General features: G+C 72.6%; 16 protein-coding genes. 13 read left to right on the forward strand and 3 right to left on the reverse strand.

The features are described from left to right. Positions 1-28: 28 nt before the first annotated feature. The 7 genes from FH610_RS23140 to FH610_RS23170 all read left to right on the forward strand — a co-directional run bounded on the left by FH610_RS23140 (position 29) and on the right by FH610_RS23170 (position 6,618). On the forward strand, positions 29-982 hold the full coding sequence (locus FH610_RS23140; protein ID WP_139576721.1) for a DNA polymerase domain-containing protein: 954 nt from the start codon (positions 29-31) through the stop codon (positions 980-982). 36 nt (positions 983-1,018) lie between these two features. After that, the gene (locus tag FH610_RS23145; RefSeq protein WP_139576722.1) at positions 1,019-2,635 is read left to right on the forward strand and encodes an MFS transporter; all 1,617 of its coding nucleotides are present in this window, start codon (positions 1,019-1,021) and stop codon (positions 2,633-2,635) included. Between the two features lie 17 nt (positions 2,636-2,652). Beyond that, on the forward strand, positions 2,653-3,276 hold the full coding sequence (locus FH610_RS43790) for a TetR/AcrR family transcriptional regulator (RefSeq protein WP_205825982.1): 624 nt from the start codon (positions 2,653-2,655) through the stop codon (positions 3,274-3,276). Positions 3,277-3,333: 57 nt separating this feature from the next. Then, entirely contained in the window at positions 3,334-3,879 is a 546-nt protein-coding gene (locus FH610_RS23155) for a toxin-antitoxin system HicB family antitoxin (protein ID WP_139576723.1), read from the forward strand. A 90-nt stretch (positions 3,880-3,969) separates the two neighbouring features. Further along, the gene (locus FH610_RS23160; RefSeq protein WP_139576724.1) at positions 3,970-4,815 is read left to right on the forward strand and encodes a DUF4097 family beta strand repeat-containing protein; all 846 of its coding nucleotides are present in this window, start codon (positions 3,970-3,972) and stop codon (positions 4,813-4,815) included. A 28-nt stretch (positions 4,816-4,843) separates the two neighbouring features. Then, the gene (locus FH610_RS23165; RefSeq protein WP_139576725.1) at positions 4,844-5,818 is read left to right on the forward strand and encodes an ATP-binding cassette domain-containing protein; all 975 of its coding nucleotides are present in this window, start codon (positions 4,844-4,846) and stop codon (positions 5,816-5,818) included. After that, entirely contained in the window at positions 5,815-6,618 is an 804-nt protein-coding gene (locus FH610_RS23170) for an ABC transporter permease (RefSeq protein ID WP_139576726.1), read from the forward strand. Before FH610_RS23165 ends, FH610_RS23170 begins: the two co-directional genes overlap by 4 nt. 39 nt (positions 6,619-6,657) lie before the next feature. Here the strand turns inward: FH610_RS23170 and FH610_RS23175 are convergent, their stop codons facing one another. Next, a complete protein-coding gene (locus tag FH610_RS23175; RefSeq protein WP_139576727.1) occupies positions 6,658-7,482 on the reverse strand; it encodes an SAM-dependent methyltransferase in 825 nt (274 codons plus the stop codon). A gap of 116 nt (positions 7,483-7,598) precedes the next feature. Between FH610_RS23175 and FH610_RS23180 the strand changes: the two genes are divergently transcribed. Both FH610_RS23180 and FH610_RS23185 read left to right on the forward strand, forming a co-directional pair. Continuing rightward, positions 7,599-7,976, forward strand: coding sequence for a VOC family protein (locus FH610_RS23180; protein ID WP_139576728.1), 378 nt, complete (start codon positions 7,599-7,601; stop codon positions 7,974-7,976). A gap of 113 nt (positions 7,977-8,089) precedes the next feature. Continuing rightward, entirely contained in the window at positions 8,090-8,959 is an 870-nt protein-coding gene (locus tag FH610_RS23185; RefSeq protein WP_139576729.1) for an ACT domain-containing protein, read from the forward strand. A gap of 8 nt (positions 8,960-8,967) precedes the next feature. On the opposite strand, the gene FH610_RS23190 is transcribed toward FH610_RS23185, so the two are convergent. Continuing rightward, the gene (locus FH610_RS23190; RefSeq protein WP_139576730.1) at positions 8,968-9,831 is read right to left on the reverse strand and encodes an aldo/keto reductase; all 864 of its coding nucleotides are present in this window, start codon (positions 9,829-9,831) and stop codon (positions 8,968-8,970) included. A gap of 116 nt (positions 9,832-9,947) precedes the next feature. On the opposite strand from FH610_RS23190, the gene FH610_RS23195 reads away from it, so the two are divergent. The 3 genes from FH610_RS23195 (at position 9,948) to FH610_RS23200 (ending at position 13,250) form a co-directional block, all read left to right on the forward strand. After that, complete coding sequence (locus FH610_RS23195; protein WP_139576731.1) at positions 9,948-10,820, forward strand: LysR family transcriptional regulator; 873 nt, start codon at positions 9,948-9,950, stop codon at positions 10,818-10,820. Between the two features lie 105 nt (positions 10,821-10,925). After that, positions 10,926-11,069 (forward strand): hypothetical protein, encoded by a 144-nt coding sequence (locus FH610_RS43300; RefSeq protein WP_167538764.1) that lies wholly within the window; start codon positions 10,926-10,928, stop codon positions 11,067-11,069. 186 nt (positions 11,070-11,255) lie between these two features. Then, on the forward strand, positions 11,256-13,250 hold the full coding sequence (locus FH610_RS23200) for an ArnT family glycosyltransferase (RefSeq protein WP_205825983.1): 1,995 nt from the start codon (positions 11,256-11,258) through the stop codon (positions 13,248-13,250). A gap of 6 nt (positions 13,251-13,256) precedes the next feature. On the opposite strand, the gene FH610_RS23205 is transcribed toward FH610_RS23200, so the two are convergent. Next, the gene (locus FH610_RS23205; protein WP_139576733.1) at positions 13,257-14,051 is read right to left on the reverse strand and encodes an inositol monophosphatase family protein; all 795 of its coding nucleotides are present in this window, start codon (positions 14,049-14,051) and stop codon (positions 13,257-13,259) included. Positions 14,052-14,231: 180 nt separating this feature from the next. Between FH610_RS23205 and FH610_RS23210 the strand changes: the two genes are divergently transcribed. Then, positions 14,232-15,815: an acyl-CoA synthetase gene (locus FH610_RS23210; RefSeq protein ID WP_139576734.1), complete on the forward strand. Its 1,584-nt coding sequence runs from the start codon at positions 14,232-14,234 to the stop codon at positions 15,813-15,815. Positions 15,816-15,834 lie beyond the last annotated feature (19 nt).

Consider the following 15,834-nt stretch of genomic DNA (forward strand, 5'->3'; position numbering starts at 1 on the left):
CCGGCCCGAGCGCGGGCATGGTGATGCGATGACCAGCGATGAGGTGCGCGACGGAGTCACGCTGACCAACCTCGACCAGCCGTTGTTCGACGGCGCCGGCGCGACCAAACGCGACCTGGTCGACTACCTGGACGCGGTCCGCGACCGCGTCATCCCGGTGCTGCGCGACCGGCCGCTGTCCGTGGTGCGGGTGCGGCAGGGCCAGGCGCCGTTCATGCAGAAGAACGTGCCCTCCTACGCCCCGGACTTCGTGCGGACGGTCACCCTCTGGGCCGAGTCGTCGCAGCGGCGGGTGTCGTACGCCCTGTGCGACGACCGGCGCACCCTGCTGTGGCTCGCCAACCAGAGGGCGGTGGAGTATCACCCGGCCCTCGTCCACGCCGGCGAGTGGGACCGTCCGACCCATCTCGTGCTCGACATCGACCCGCCGTCGGCGGAGGCGTTCCCGCAGGCCGTCGCCGCCGCCCGCCTGGCCGGCCGGGCGCTGGCCGACGCCGGCCTCTCGGGAGCGGTGAAGACCAGCGGCGCCAAGGGCCTGCACGTGTTCGTGCCGCTGGAGGCGCACGCGACGGAGGACGTCGCCGCGGCCACCCGCGCGCTCGGCGTACGCGCCGAGCGACTCGACCCCGCCCTCGCCACGACGGCGTTCATCCGGGAGGACCGCGGGGACAGGGTGTTCATCGACTCCACGCGGTCGGGCGGGGCGACCGTGGTGGCGGCCTACAGCCCGCGCGTACGGCCCGGCGTTCCCGTGTCGTTCCCGGTGGCCTGGGACGACCTGGACCGGATCACCCCCGGCGACTTCACCGTCCACACGGCGGCGGGGCTGCTGCGGGACGGCGACCCCTGGGCCGCGCTCATGCCGGAGCCCCAGCGGCTGCCCCGCGAACTGATCGAGGAAGGCCACACGATCCCGGTCGCCCGCGTCCAGGCCATGCACGAGGGCAAGCGCCGCGCCCGCGCCCGCCGCGCCCCCTCGTGAGCAGGTTGGCGACATGGTGTTGCTATAGTTCGCGACATGTCGTCGCCAACATCGCGCCAAAGCTGGATCCCCCTCGTCGTGCTCGCGACGGGCGTGTCGATGGTCGTCATCGACGCCACGATCGTGAACGTGGCGGTGCCCGCGATCATCGCCGATCTGGGCCTGGGCGCGACCGACGTGGAGTGGGTCAACTCGATCTACTCGCTGATGTTCGCGGCGCTGCTCATCCCGTTCGGCCGGGCCGGCGACCGATACGGCAGGCGCCGCCTGTTCGCCCTGGGCGTCGCGGTCTTCCTGCTGGCGAGCGTGCTGGCGGCGACGTCGGTGAACGGGCCCATGCTCATCGGCGTACGAGCCGTGCAGGGCGTGGGTGCGGCGATGGCCGTGCCGATGACCCTCGCGATCATCAACCGCGTCTACGTGGGCCGTCAGCGGGTGATCGCCTTCGCGGTCTGGGGCTCCATCATCGGCGGCATGGCCGCCGTCGGCCCACTGGTGGGGGGCTGGCTCGTCACCGAGCACGGCTGGCGGGCCGCTTTCTGGATCAACCTGCCCATCGGCGCGCTGCTCCTGCTCGGCTCGCTGGGGGTGCCCGAGTCACGCGACGGCCACAGGGCGGGCGGCGACCTGGCCGGACTCGTCCTCGCCGTGCTCGGCACGACCGGCGTCGTCTTCGCGCTCATCGAGGGCCAGAAGTACGGCTGGCTGGAGCCGCGGCGGACCGCGGACCTGTTCGGCCTGCGGTTCGAGAGCGTCTCCCCCGTGCCGTTCGCCTTCGGCGTCGGCATCCTCGCGCTGGTCGCCCTCGTCGTACGCGAACGGCGGCGCGGGCGCGCCGGCCGGCCCGTGCTCGTCGACCTGACGCTGTTCGAGCTGCCGAGTTTCCGCTACGGCGCGATGGCGGCGGTGATCGTGGCGCTCGGCGAGTTCGGCATGATCCTCGTGCTGCCGCTCTTCCTGCAGTCCGCGCTCGGCTACACCGCCTTCCGCGCCGGTCTCGTCATCGCCGCGCTGGCCCTCGGCACCTTCCTCGCGGGCGGGCTGGTCCCCCCGCTGTCGAAGATGTTGTCCCCGCGGACGATCGTGCGGATCGGCCTGGGCATGGAGGCCGTCGGCGCGGCCGGCATCGGCCTGTCCCTCGCGCCGGACATGGGCGCCTGGCGGCCCGTGCCGTGGCTGCTCCTTTACGGCGCGGGCATCGGCTTCGCCACGGCGCAGCTCACCGGCGTCCTCATGGCCGACGTGCCGGCGCGTCTGTCCGGCGGCGCGTCGGCGCTCCAGAGCACGGTCCGCCAGCTCGGCGCGGCGCTGGGAGTCGCCATCCTGGGCGGGGTGCTGGTGGCCGGGCTCGGCTCGGCCGTCGAGCGCGGGCTCGCCGACCGGCCCGAGCAGGTGCGCACGAGTGCGGCGCGCGCGGTCGAGGAGAGCGCCGGCGCCGCCATCCCCGCGCTCCGCGACCCGGTGATCCACGCGGCGGCGGTCGAGGCCGCCGCCGAGGCGACCCGCAGGGTCACGTTCATCACGGCGCTGGCGCTGCTGGCCGGGGTCGGCGTCACTCTCCTGCTGCCCCGCACACCGGCCGTGAAGGACGAGTCGCCGGAGCGGGTCGCGGCGGGCGGGCCGGATACTGGAGGTCGCGACCTGGACATGTAGCGACCCTGGAGGGGGTAATGCCGAGGATCAGCGCGGCGACCGTCGCGGATCACCGGGCCAACCAGCACGCCGCCCTGCTGGAGGCGGCGCGGGAGATCCTGGCCGCCGAGGGCGTGCACGCGCTCACCCCGGCCGCCGTCGGCGCCCGGATCGGCCTGGCCCGCTCCAGCGTCTACCGCTACTTCGCCTCCACCGCCGACATCCTGGCGCAGCTCGTGGAGGACGCCTTTCCCCGCTGGTCGGCCCGCCTGCGCGCCGCCATCGCCCCCGACGACCTCGATAGCTCGCTGCCCGGCAGGATCCGCGCGTACGGCAGAGCGGCGCTCGACTTCGTCGGCAGCCCCGACTACGCGCTGATCCCGGCGCTGCAGGCGATCGGGCTGCCGGGTGAGTGCCGGGTCCGGGTGGACGAGCTGCACGGCGCGCTGATCGCGCCGCTCGCCGACGCGCTGCGCGAGGCGGGGGCCGACCATCCGGCGCTGCGGGCCGAGCTGGCGTGGGGGGTGCTGCGGGCGGGGGCCCGCCGCCTCATGCCCGAAGCGGCGGCACACATCCCGGAGCCCGCGGCGACCGATCCGGACGACATCATCGAGATCACCCTCGACGTGCTCACCCGCGCCCTGCATATGACATCACCTTGATGCGGCATGACGTCATAACCGATTGACGTGACGTCACAATGGCGTCATAGTTGGGTCATGGATCTGATGCCATACGTCGAGAACCTCCGCCGTCAGCTCGCCGTCGCCGCCGAGGCGGGCGGTCCGGACGCCCGTGCGCTGGCCGAACGCCTCACCGGCGCCCTCGAATCGGCCGCCAGGCTCACCTTGCTGGAGGCGCTGTCGGCGGCGGCGGACGAGATCACCCGTGATCTCGCACCGGGCTCGGTCGACGTACGGCTACGCGGCGGTGACCCGGCCTTCGTGGTGACGCCACCGCAGCCGGCGCCGTCTTCGGGGGGCACGGCCGGCGAGGCGGAGACCGCGCCGCCGGCGGCGCCGGAGGCCGCCCCGCCTGCCGGGCCGCCGTTCGGCGAGGAGGGCGGCACCGCGCGGGTGACCCTGCGGCTGCCCGAGCCGCTCAAGGTGCGTGTGGAGGAGGCGGCCGCCCGGCAGGGGATCTCGGTCAACGCCTGGCTGGTCCGCGCCGTCTCCGCCGCGTTCGAGCCGGGCGCCGCGAGCGGTCCCGCCGACCGGCCGAAGCAGCCCCGGAGCGGGCGCAGCTACACCGGCTGGGTGCGCTAGCGGCGCCCGCCCGGTCTCATCACCCGTCACCACTCTTCGCCCGGCCCCGAGGCCGGGATGTTCCACCGGACCCGTGAGGAGGGCTCCGCCATGCCTGCTTTCGACACCCCCGAGCCGATCACCGCCGACATCCAGATCTACCTCGGCCAGGTCCGCATCCACGCGAGCGACCGTGCCGACACCGTGGTGGAGGTGCGCCCCAGCGACCCGTCCAGCGAGGCGAGCGTGCAGGCCGCCGAGCGGACGATCGTCGAGTTCTCCGGCGGACGGCTGCTGGTCAAGGATCCCAAGCCGAAGGCCCTGAGATACCTGCTGCCCTGGCGCGGCTTCATCGACGTGACCGTCGAACTGCCGGCCGGCTCCCGCGTCGAGACCCAAGGTGCCGCGGACCTCATCGCCACCGGCCCGCTCGGCCAGACCGTCCTGCAGAGCTCGTACGGCGGCCTGCGCCTGGAGGAGACCGGTCCCCTGGAGGCCAAGGCGTCGTACGGCGACATCTCCGTCGACCGGGTGACCGGACCCGCCGAGGCGACCACCTCCACCGGGGCGATCCGGATCGGAACCATCGACGGCCCCGGCACGCTGAAAACCTCCACCGGCGCCATCACCCTCGGCGAAGCGACCGGTGACCTGCAACTGAAGACCGCCCACGGTGACATCACCGTCGACCGCGTGCTGGCCGACCTCACCGCCAAGACCGCGCACGGCGGGATCAGGATCGACGCGGCGGTGAGCGGCACCGTCCACCTGGAGACCGGCTACGGCAAGGTCGGCGTCGGCGTCGCCGAGGGCACGGCCGCCTGGCTGGACCTGCACTCCAAGAACGGCGTGGTGCGCAACGCCCTCGACGCCGCCGAAGGCCCCGAGACCACCGACGCGGTCGTCGAGGTGCACGTGAACACCAACTGGGGCGACATCGACATCCACCGGTCCTGACCTCCGAACACCAGCAAGGAGACCCCCTATGAGCGACGCGATCACGGCCGAAGGACTGGTCAAGAGATACGGCGAGGTGACCGCTCTCGACGGGCTGAGCTTCGCTGTCCCGCAAGGGACGGTGCTCGCCCTGCTCGGCCCGAACGGCGCCGGCAAGACCACGACGGTGCGGGTCCTGACCACGCTGCTGCGCCCCGACGGCGGCCGCGCCACCGTCGCCGGATGCGACGTCGTCGGTGACGCCCGGCGGCTGCGCTCGTCCATCGGACTGTCCGGCCAGTACGCCGCCGTCGACGAGCACCTCACCGGCGCAGAGAACCTGGAGATGATCGGACGGCTCTACCACCTGGGCGCAAGGCGCAGTAAGGCCCGCGCCCGTGAGCTGCTCGAACGCTTCGACCTCACCGACGCCGCGGACCGTCCGGTGAAGGGCTACTCCGGCGGCATGCGCCGCCGCATCGACCTCGCCGGCGCCCTGGTCGCCGATCCGCCGGTGCTGTTCCTGGACGAACCCACCACAGGCCTGGACCCCCGCGCCCGCGCCGCGCTGTGGGACGCCATCTCGGAACTCGTCGCGGCCGGCAGCACGCTGCTGCTCACCACCCAGTACATGGAGGAGGCCGACCATCTCGCCGACCAGATCATGGTGGTCGACCACGGCCGCGCCATCGCCCGCGGCACCGCCGACGAGCTCAAGGACCAGATCGGCGGCAACCGCATCGAACTGACCGTGACCGACGCCGCCGAACTGGAGACCGCCCGGCAGACCCTCGCCCGGTTCGCCGTCGGCGCCGTGCGGACCGTGCCCGAATCGCTCCAGATCACCGCCCCGGTCACCGACGGCCCCGAGTCGCTCCGCCAGGTCCTCGGCCTGCTCGCCGACGCCGGAGTCCGGGTGCGCGACGCCGGCCTGCGGCGGCCCACCCTCGACGACGTCTACCTCACCCTGACCGGACACCAGGCGTCCGGCACCGACCCTCAGGCCCGGGAGGCCGCCCGATGAACGCGCTCACCATGCCCATCGCCGACGGCTGGACCATCGCCAGGCGCAACACCCTGAAGATCAGGCGGTCGCCCGATCTGCTCGGCTCCGCGATCATGTTCCCGATCGTGTTCGTGCTGATGTTCGCCTACGTCTTCGGCAGCGTCATCGACGTCCCGGGGATGTCGTATCGGGAGTTCCTGCTCCCCGGCATCTTCGTCCAAGCCGTGATCATGAGCGCGCAGATCACCGGCTACACACTGACCCTGGACCTGCAGAAGGGCATCTTCGACCGGTTCCGCTCGCTGCCCATGGCCCCGTCGGGGGTGCTGATCGGCCAGACCGTCAGCGACCTGCTGATGAACCTCGCCAGCCTGGTCGTCATGGCGGTGATGGGACTGATCGTCGGCTGGCGGGTGCACACCTCGCCCTACGAGGCCGTCCTCGGCTTCGGGCTGCTGCTGCTGTTCGCCTACGCGTTCTCCTGGTTCACCGCGGCCGTCGCGCTGGCCCTGCGCACCCCGGAGAGCTTCAACAACATCGCCACCATGCTCTCCTTCCCGCTGATGTTCATCTCCAACGCCTTCCTCGACAGCTCCGCACTGCCCACGCCGCTCCGCGTCGTCGCCGAGTGGAACCCCGTCTCCACCATCACCCAAGCCGTACGCGATCTCTTCGGCAACACCAGCACCGCGATGAAGACCTCGGACGCCTGGCCCCTGCACCACGCCATCCCGGCGGCGCTGCTCTGGATCGCCGTGATCCTGGTCGTGTTCATCCCACTGGCGACCCGCCTCTACAAGAAGGCGGTCAGCGCCTGACCACCCGCGCCGCCGGTCGGCGACGGGCCCGGCGCCCGGTCAGGGCTTGCGGGCGACGGCTCCCACGATGCCGGACCGGCTCGTGTCGGCCGGCACCTCCCAGGGGACGTCGGGCCGCCACGCCTGCACGGGGACCAGGCCGGGCTCCAGCATCTCCAGGCCGTCGAAGTAGGACGCGATCCGCGCCAGCGGCCTGCCCGCGAGCCCGCCGGAGGAGGTGGCCGAGTAGACCTGCTTGCTCGCCTCGACGACCTCTTCCTGGATGTCGCCCTTGTGGATGTGCGACAGCACCAGGTGTCCGCCCGGGACCAGCCGTTCGCGGACGCTCGCCGCGATCCGGTCGGCGACCTCGTCCTCGGAGACGAAGTGGAGCACCGCGACCATGAGCACGGCGAACGGCCGGGTGAAGTCGATGTGGGCCCGCACCGACGGGTCGTCGAAGATGGCGCCGGGGTCGCGCAGGTCACCGCTCATGACGATCGTGTCCGGGTTGTCGGCCAGCAGCGCCCGCGCGTGGACGAGGACGACGGGGTCGTTGTCCACATAGACGACCCGCGATCCCGGGGCGTGGCGCTGCGCGACCTGGTGGACGTTCTCCTGCGTCGGCAGCCCGGCGCCGATGTCGATGAACTGGGTGACGCCCGACTCGGCCAGGTGCCGTACGGCGCGGCCGAGGAAGCCGCGGTTCTCCCGGGCGATCTCCCGCCCGTCGTTGCCCATCTGGCGGCCGATGGCGAGCATCTTCTCGGCGGCCTCCCGGTCGGCCGGGAAGTTGTCCTTGCCGCCCAGGTAGTAGTCGTACATCCGGGCGACGCTGGGGACGGTGGGATCGATTCCCGCCGGTGCCTGTCCGAAGTTGTCCATGCGTCGCTCCTCGCCGGTGGGATCGCTCCCACGGATTCCATGACGTTGAAGATCATCCCCTGAGATTCACCCGCGGGCAATGGGGCAGCGGCACGGTGACGATCTCAGGAGGACGCATGACGCCACGCATGACCCTGACGGCGGCGGTGCTCAACGCACCCGACGCGCGCGAACTGGCGGCCTTCTACCAGCGGCTGCTGGGCTGGCCGATCGATGACGACGAGCCCGGATGGGTGACGTTGCGCGTGCCCGGCGGCGGGACGGGCCTGTCGTTCCAGACCGAGAAGCTGTACGAGCGGCCCGTATGGCCCGCGGCGCCCGGGGAGCAGCAGATGATGCTCCACCTCGACATCGAGGTGGACGACCTCGACACCGCCGGGGCCCACGCCGTCGAGGCGGGCGCGACCCTCGCCGACCACCAGCCGCAGGACGACGTGCGGGTCTACCTCGATCCGGCTGGGCACCCGTTCTGTCTCTGGGTCAGGACGGACTGACCGGCACCCTGATGATCTGGCGGCGGGGACGACGGACGTGTGAAAGCGGATTAATGCGGGCGACATTCCACAGACCGTGACCACGTAACAACGCCTGGTCAGACTTCCGGGGTATGAGCGAACCGAGAAATGCCGCCGGCGGGGGCGGGCACGCGTCTCCCGGCCCGCATCCCCGGCCCCCGCATCACGGGCATACGCATCACCGGCACCACAGCGTCCGGTCCTGGCGGCGGGAGGTCGCGGAGCTGGCCGCGCTCTTCCTCGCCGTCGGCCTCGCCCACGTGCTCACCACCCTGCTCGGCCACCGGGACCCCGGCCCGGTGGTCCTCGTCGGCCTCGGCCTGGCGCTGATCCTCGGCTCGGCCGTGCACCGGCGGCTGTCGGCCTCGGGAGGCGTACGGCCGCGCGCCCGCGTCAGGGCGGAGCAGCCCACGAGCCTGTGGCGGGTGCGGGCCAGGGTCGCCGAGCGCCCCGGCCGCCTCGCCGCGCTCGCCGGGGCGTTCGCCCGGCTGCGCTGCAACATCCTCGCCCTGCAGATCGCGCCCGCCGGGAGCGCGTCGATGCTGCCGGGAGGCTGCGACGCCCTGGACGAGTTCATCGTCGAGGCCCCGGCCTCGCTGACGCCCCTCGACCTGTGGCGCGCGGTCGACCGGGCCGGCGGCGCGGAAGCCGTCATCGTCCCCGCCCAGGTCAGGGACCTCATCGACCCCGGTATCCAGGCGCTGCTGCTGGGTCGGCGCGTACGCGACGACCCGGGCGAGCTGGTCGCGGCCATGACCGAGTTGCTGCGCACGGCAGATATCCGCAGGCGTGGCCCCGGCGAGCCGGCCCCCGAGGAAGGACCGACCGTGATGGCCATCCCCCTGCCCGACGGCGGCGTGCTGGTGGCGCGGCGGCCGGACCTGCCGTTCACGCCGACCGAGACGGCGCGGGCCGCCGCGCTGGCCGCGGCGGCCCGCAACCGTCAGTGGGCGGACGAGTGAGGTAGTCCTCAGCCCGCCGCGTCGAGCCGGCCGAGCTCCTCGGGCGACAGCTCCAGGTCCACCGCCTTCACCGAGTCGAGGATGGTCTCCGGCCGCGACGAGCCGGGGATCGGGATCACCACAGGCGCCTTGGCCAGCATCCAGGCCAGGCACACCTGCTGCGGGCTCACGTTGTGGGCCCGCGCCACCTCCGCGAACGGCGCGAAGCGCGAGCCCAGCTCGCCCGCCCTGGAGATGCCGCCGAGCGGGCTCCAGGGCAGGAACGCGATGTCCAGCTCCGCGCACAGCTCCAGCTCCGGCTCGCTGGAGCGGAAGGCCGGGGAGAACTGGTTCTGCACGCTGACCAGACGGCCGCCGAGGATGTCGTCGGCCTGGCGGATCTGCTCGGGGTCGGCGTTCGAGATGCCGGCGTAACGGATCTTGCCCGCGTCCAGCAGGTCGCGGATCGCCCCGACCGACTCCTCGTACGGCACCCGCGGGTCCGGCCGGTGGAACTGGTAGAGGCCGATCGCGTCGACGCCCAGCCGCTTGAGCGAGGCGTCGCACGCCTGCTTCAGATAGTCGGGCGAGCCGTTGAGCGTCCACGAGCCGTCACCCGGGCGCAGGTGCCCGCCCTTGGTGGCGACCAGCACGTCCGAGGTGTCCCCGTCGTAGCTCGCCAGAGCCTTGGCGATCAGCAGCTCGTTGTGGCCCACCTCGTCCGCGTGCAGGTGGTAGGCGTCGGCCGTGTCGATGAGCGTCACCCCGGCGTCCAGTGCCGCGTGGATGGTCGCGATCGAGCGCTGCTCGTCGGGCCGCCCCTCGATGGACATCGGCATGGCCCCGAGACCGATCGCGCCGACCTGCACGTCGCCGATGCGGCGAGTCCGCATAAGAAGATCCCCCTTCGAAGGACACAGATCAGAGTTCTGTGTCCTATCCTGCGAATCCGGCATTAAGCCGTCCAACAGAAGATTTCGATCGCATTGAGCAGCGTGGGTGATAAGCGGTGGAGTTGCGGCAGCTCAGGTACTTCGTGGCGGTCGCCGAGGAGAGCCACTTCACTCAGGCGGCCGATCGTCTGCACATCGCACAGTCGGGCCTGTCGGCGTCCATCCGCGCGCTCGAACGCGAGCTGGGCGCCGACCTGTTCCGGCGCAACACCCGGCAGGTGCGGCTCACACCCGAGGGCCGGGCGCTGCTGGTGGAGGCCCGCAGGGCGCTCGCGGCGAGCGACGCGGCCCGTGACGCCGTGGCCGCCGTCCAGGGTCTGCTGCGCGGATCGCTGTCCATCGGCTCCCTGCAGTGCCTGCACGCGGTGGACCTGCCGACGGTGCTCGCCGGGTTCGTGGCGGCCCATCCCGGGCTCGACATCCGGCTGCGCCACGGCGGCTCGGGCGAGCTGGTCGAGCAGGTGCGCGAGGGCCGCCTGGACCTCGCCCTGGTGTCCCGCCCGGCGCGCGAGCCCGACGACGTCGTGGTGGCCCCTCTCGCGGCCGAGCCGCTCGTGCTGGCCTGCGCGCCGGGGCACCCGCTGGCCGCGCTCGGGAGAGTGGGGCTGGCGGCGCTGCGGGGCGAGCGGTTCGTGGACTTCCCGCCGGACTGGGGCACCCGGACGCGGGCCGACGAGGCGCTCGCCGCCGCCGGTGTCGACCGGCACGTGGCCCTGGAGGTCACCGACGTCCACTCCCTGCTCGATCTCGTGGGGAACGGCCTCGGCGTCGCGCTGGTCCCGCGGTCGTTCTCGGCGAAGACCGCTCGCGTGCGCTTCCTGGAACTCGCGGACCCGGCGCCGATGTGGGAGACCGTGGCGGTGAGCGGGGCGCCCGGCGGCGCCGCGGCGGCGGCGTTGCTGGACGAGATCCACCGCGCCGCTCGATAGGTTTCTAGTCAAAAATCACCCAAGTTGGTATATAACACCTCATAAGACTTCGGGGGTTCGGTCCCAGGGCCGCCCGAACAGCCGACGACCACGAAGGCGGCTCCTATGAGCGTGCACGTCCACGTCCGCCTCAACGACGGTTACGCCGTCACCGAGGACGGACAGCTGCTGGAGCTGACCAGTTGCCACTGCGGCGCCTCGTGGGAGACGACCTACCAGGTGGACGAGGGCGAACCCGAAAGCATCTGACCCACCGGGATCCGGGCGCTCCGGCCCCGCAACCGGGACTCCAGGCGGCTCGGGCCCCGCGGCCGGGACTCGATGCCCAGGGCTCCGGGCGGCTTCCTTCATCGGATCCTCATGCGGATCTCAGCGGAGGCCGAGACGCGCTTCCTAGCGTCGTGAGACGACGACACGACGCGAAGGACGATCCCGGTGACCGTTGACACACTCCGCCCGCCCCGGCCGGCCGTGGGAGCCGTACCCCGCCGGGTGCCCGCCCGGCTCGCCCCGGCCGTGCTGCTCGCCGCCACAGCGGTGCTGTACGTCTGGGGCCTCGGCGCCTCCGGCTGGGCCAACTCGTTCTACTCGGCGGCCGTCCAGGCGGGCAGCGCGAGCTGGCAGGCCTTCTTCTTCGGCGCCTCCGACGCGGCCGGCGCCATCACCGTGGACAAGACGCCCGCGGCGCTGTGGCCGATGGCCCTCAGCGTGCGGCTGTTCGGGCTGAACTCCTGGAGCATCCTGGTCCCCCAGGCGCTGATGGGCACGGCCGCCGTGGGCGTGCTGTACGCCACCGTCCGCCGCCGTTTCCCCGTCTGGGGGGCGCTGCTGGCGGGCGCGGTCATGGCGCTGACCCCGGTGGCCGTGCTGATGTTCCGGTTCAACAACCCCGACGCGCTGCTGGTGCTGCTGCTCACGCTGGCGGCGTACTTCCTGGTGCGGGCGCAGGAGAAGGCGGAGACCCGCTGGCTGGTCCTCGCCGCGCTCTGCGTCGGCACCGGATTCCTCGCCAAGATGCTCCAGGCGTTCCTCGTGCTGCCGGGCTTCGCGCTCGTCTACCTGGTCGCGGCTCCGGCGAGCCTGCGCCGGCGGCTCGGACAGCTCGCCCTCGCGGGCCTGGCCGTCCTCGTGTCGGCCGGATGGTGGCCGGCGATCGTCGCGGCGATCCCCGCCGGCTCCCGGCCGTACATCGGAGGGTCGCAGGACGACAGCGTGCTTGAGCTCGCGCTCGGCTACAACGGCCTCGGCCGGCTCAACGGCGACGAGGCCGGCGGGCTCGGCAACACCAACCAGCAGGCCGGGCTGCTGCGCCTGTTCGACACCGAGGCCGGCGGGCAGATCTCCTGGCTGCTGCCCGCCGCGCTCATCCTGCTGGTGGCCGGGCTGTGGCTGCTGCGCCGGGCCCCGCGTACCGACCCGGCCCGCGCCGCGCTCGGCGTGTGGGGCGGCTGGCTGCTGGTGACCGGCCTGATCTTCAGCCTGATGCAGGGGATCTTCCACGCGTACTACACGGTCGCGCTGGCCCCGCCCGTCGCCGCGCTCGTGGGCATGGGCGCGGCCCTGCTGTGGGAGCGCAGGCACCGCCCCGCCGCCGTCGTCACGCTCGCGGCGACCGTGGTCGTGACCGCCTGGTGGGCCTCGGTGCTGCTGTCACGCGCCTCCGGACGGCTCCCCTGGCCGGCGCTTGCGGTCCCGGCCGCCGGCGCGGTCGCCGCCGTGGCGATCCTCGCCCTGTGGCGGGCGCGCGTGCGGCTGTTCGCCACGGCCGCCGTCGCCGGGCTCGTGGCCTGCCTGGCCGGCCCTGCGGCGTACGCCGTGGAGACGGCGGCCACCCCGCACACGGGCGCCATCCCCTCGGCGGGCCCGAGCGCCTTCGGCGGACCCGGCGGCTTCGGCGCGCGCGGGGCCTTCGGGCGGGGCGGCCTCAACGGCGGTCCGCGCGGCGCGTTCCCCGGACGGACCGGTCAGGGCGGGTTCCCCGGCGGGTTCGGCGGCGGGCGCGGCATGGGCCCGGGAGGTGGCCCAGGAGGTGGTGCGGGCGGCGGGCTGCTGAACGCGGCGACGCCCGGCGCCGCGCTCACCGCGCTGCTGTCCGCCGACGCGGGACGCTACACCTGGGTCGCGGCGACCGTCGGCTCCAACAACGCCGCCGGATATCAGCTGGCCACCGAGGAACCCGTCATGGCCGTCGGCGGCTTCAACGGCACCGATCCCGCGCCCACGCTGGCGCGGTTCCAGCAGTACGTCGCCGAGGGACGGATCCACTACTTCATCGGCACGGGCATGGGCATGGGCCGCGGCGGAACGAACGGCGGCGACGAGGCCACCCGGATCGCCGCGTGGGTGCAGGAGACCTTCGAGCCGCGGACCGTGGACGGCGTCACGGTCTTCGACCTCACCACCGCGGCCACTCCGGCGACGGCCGCCTGACCGTGCTCACCGATGAGCGCGGGCGATGATCTCCAGCAACGCGGTGTGCGTCTCCCGGTCGGCAGCCACGACGAGCCCGCCGGCACCGGTGTGCAGTGGTTCGCCGTGGATGCCGGTCACCACGCATCCGGCGGCCTGGCACAGCGCGATCCCGCTCGCGAAGTGCACGCTGTCGCGCAGACGGCCGTCGGTGACGTACGCGGCGCGCCGCCCGGTGGCGACCCACGCCACCGCCAGAGTGGTGGAGACGACCCGGGGGTGGAAACGCTCGGCGAAGCTCGGATCGGCGAGGAGCCGAGCGGCCAGGAAGTCCGGTGCGTTCGGGAACGGCGGATCGAGGTTGACGTCCACCAGTCGCGACTCGGCCGACGGCGTGAGCGGCTCGTCCACGGCGTCCCGGCGGACGTACGCGTGAACGCCGTCCGTCCAGAACACCTCACCCGCGAACGGGTCGGCACAGGCCGCAGCCGTGATGGTCGAGCCCACGCGCAGGGCGACGTTCACCGCGACGAGCATGGTGCGCGCGGCGTAGTTCCGCGTGCCGCACAGGGGATCGACCAGCCACATGCGCTCCGCGCCGTCCCGCCCGGTGCGGCCGCTCTCCTCGCCTGTCACGGCGTCGTCCGGACGAGCCGTGCGGATGACGTCGAGGATGGCCTTCTCCGCTTCGATGTCCGCGACCGTGGCGAAGTCGTCCGCGGATTTCGCGAAGCGCGTCAGCGATGTCCCCCACATGGAGCGCACGACGGCGGCTCCGGCCTGCGCGGCCGTCAGGGCCAGTTCCTCGTCCGTGATCGACACGGAACAGGACTATCACGACCCGGGTGACGCTGGTCGGCGCCGTCATGATGAGCGGGTGACGGCGCCTCGGCTCTCCGCGGCAGGTGCTCCCGGCCGTCGCTAGGCGGGGCTCTCCCCAAGGCCATCGGTTCTCACTAGGCTGATCCAGAAGTTTCCTCTGTTCAGGTGTTGGAGCCGCTCATGTCCCCCGCCTCGCCGGATGTCGCCCTCGCCCGCCGCCAGTCGCTCGCGGACCTGCTCCGGCGCTCCGCCCGGCGGCACCCCGGCCGTCTGGCCGTGGCGGACGCGGCCCGATCCCGTACGTATGCGGAGCTCGACGAGGACGTGACGCGAGTGGCGGGCGCGCTGGCCGCGCGGGGTGTGCGTCCCGGAGACCGCGTGGCGGTGCTGTCGCGCAACAGCGTGGACTACGTGCGGACGATCTTCGGCGTGGCCCGCGCCGGGGCCGTCCTCGTGCCGGTCAACTTCATGCTCGGCTCCGACGAGATCGCCTACGTCCTGTCCCACTCCGGCGCGGTCGCGCTGATCGCTCAGGACGCCCTGCTGCCGGTGGCGCGGGACGCGGCCAAGCAGGCCGACGGGCTGCGGCTGCGCATGGTGTACGGCCCGGCGCCCGAGGAGGGCTGGGAGTCGTTCGACTCGCTGCTTCGGGAGGATGTGGCCGAGCCGATCGTGCCGATCGGGCCGGACGACCCCGCGCAGATCCTCTACACCTCGGGCACGGAGTCACGCCCGAAGGGCGCCGTGCTGTCCCACGCCGCACTGATCGCCCAGTATGCGAGCTGCGTCATCGACGGCGGCATGACCCGCGACGATGTCGAACTGCACGCGATGCCGCTGTTCCACTGCGCCCAGCAGCACTGCTTCCTGGTGCCGGACATCCAGCTGGGCGCCTCCAGCCACATCCTCCCCGGAGCCGACCCGGCCGCCGTGCTGGAGGCGATAGAGCGCCACGGGGTGACCAAGTTCTTCGCCCCGCCCACGGTGTGGATCTCGCTGCTGCGCCACCCGGACTTCGACCGGCGCGACCTGTCCTCACTCCGCAAGGGCTACTACGGCGCGGCGATCATGCCGGTCGAGGTGCTGAGGGAGATCGCCGAGCGGCTGCCTGATGTGCGCCTGTGGAACTTCTACGGCCAGACCGAGATGGCGCCTGTCGCGGTGATGCTGCAGCCGGAGGACCAGATCCGTAAGGCGGGCTCGGCCGGCCAGGCCGCCCTGAACGTCGAGACCAGGGTCGTCGACGCCGACGGCAACGACGTTCCTCCCGGGGAGATCGGCGAGATCGTGCACCGCAGCCCGCACGCGATCCTCGGCTACCTGGACGACCCCGAGAAGACCGCCGAGGCGTTCCGGGGCGGCTGGTTCCACTCGGGCGACCTCGGGGTGATGGACGAGGAGGGCTACCTCACGGTCGTCGACCGGATCAAGGACATGATCAAGACCGGTGGGGAGAACGTCGCCAGCCGCGAGGTCGAGGAGGTCGTCTACGAGCACCCGGCGGTCGCGGAGGTGGCCGTCGTCGGCGTCCGCCACCCGAGCTGGATCGAGGCGGTCGTCGCGATCGTGGTGACCAAGCCGGGCGTGACCGTCACCGAGGAGGAACTGCGGGCCCACGTCCGGGCGCGGCTCGCCGCGTTCAAGGTGCCCAAGGCCATCGCCTTCGTGGACGCGCTGCCGAAGAACCCGAGCGGCAAGATCCTCAAGCGCGAGCTCCGGGACCGCCACGCCGCCCTCGCCGACCGCATCCCCGGCACCCGCTGAACCGTCGTGTACCCGGCCG

This window comes from Microbispora catharanthi (assembly GCF_006334915.2).
Lineage (GTDB): Bacteria > Actinomycetota > Actinomycetes > Streptosporangiales > Streptosporangiaceae > Microbispora > Microbispora catharanthi.

What these genes read in the sequence shown, in the direction of transcription:
- FH610_RS23175 (WP_139576727.1), bottom strand. Translation starts at nt 7,482, where the DNA reads ATGGACAACTTCGGACAGGCACCGGCGGGAATCGATCCCACCGTCCCC.
- FH610_RS43790 (WP_205825982.1), top strand. Translation starts at nt 2,653, where the DNA reads ATGCCGAGGATCAGCGCGGCGACCGTCGCGGATCACCGGGCCAACCAG.
- FH610_RS43300 (WP_167538764.1), top strand. Translation starts at nt 10,926, where the DNA reads ATGAGCGTGCACGTCCACGTCCGCCTCAACGACGGTTACGCCGTCACC.
- FH610_RS23210 (WP_139576734.1), top strand. Translation starts at nt 14,232, where the DNA reads ATGTCCCCCGCCTCGCCGGATGTCGCCCTCGCCCGCCGCCAGTCGCTC.
- FH610_RS23145 (WP_139576722.1), top strand. Translation starts at nt 1,019, where the DNA reads ATGTCGTCGCCAACATCGCGCCAAAGCTGGATCCCCCTCGTCGTGCTC.
- FH610_RS23160 (WP_139576724.1), top strand. Translation starts at nt 3,970, where the DNA reads ATGCCTGCTTTCGACACCCCCGAGCCGATCACCGCCGACATCCAGATC.
- FH610_RS23180 (WP_139576728.1), top strand. Translation starts at nt 7,599, where the DNA reads ATGACGCCACGCATGACCCTGACGGCGGCGGTGCTCAACGCACCCGAC.
- FH610_RS23170 (WP_139576726.1), top strand. Translation starts at nt 5,815, where the DNA reads ATGAACGCGCTCACCATGCCCATCGCCGACGGCTGGACCATCGCCAGG.
- FH610_RS23155 (WP_139576723.1), top strand. Translation starts at nt 3,334, where the DNA reads ATGGATCTGATGCCATACGTCGAGAACCTCCGCCGTCAGCTCGCCGTC.
- FH610_RS23165 (WP_139576725.1), top strand. Translation starts at nt 4,844, where the DNA reads ATGAGCGACGCGATCACGGCCGAAGGACTGGTCAAGAGATACGGCGAG.
- FH610_RS23185 (WP_139576729.1), top strand. Translation starts at nt 8,090, where the DNA reads ATGAGCGAACCGAGAAATGCCGCCGGCGGGGGCGGGCACGCGTCTCCC.
- FH610_RS23190 (WP_139576730.1), bottom strand. Translation starts at nt 9,831, where the DNA reads ATGCGGACTCGCCGCATCGGCGACGTGCAGGTCGGCGCGATCGGTCTC.
- FH610_RS23140 (WP_139576721.1), top strand. Translation starts at nt 29, where the DNA reads ATGACCAGCGATGAGGTGCGCGACGGAGTCACGCTGACCAACCTCGAC.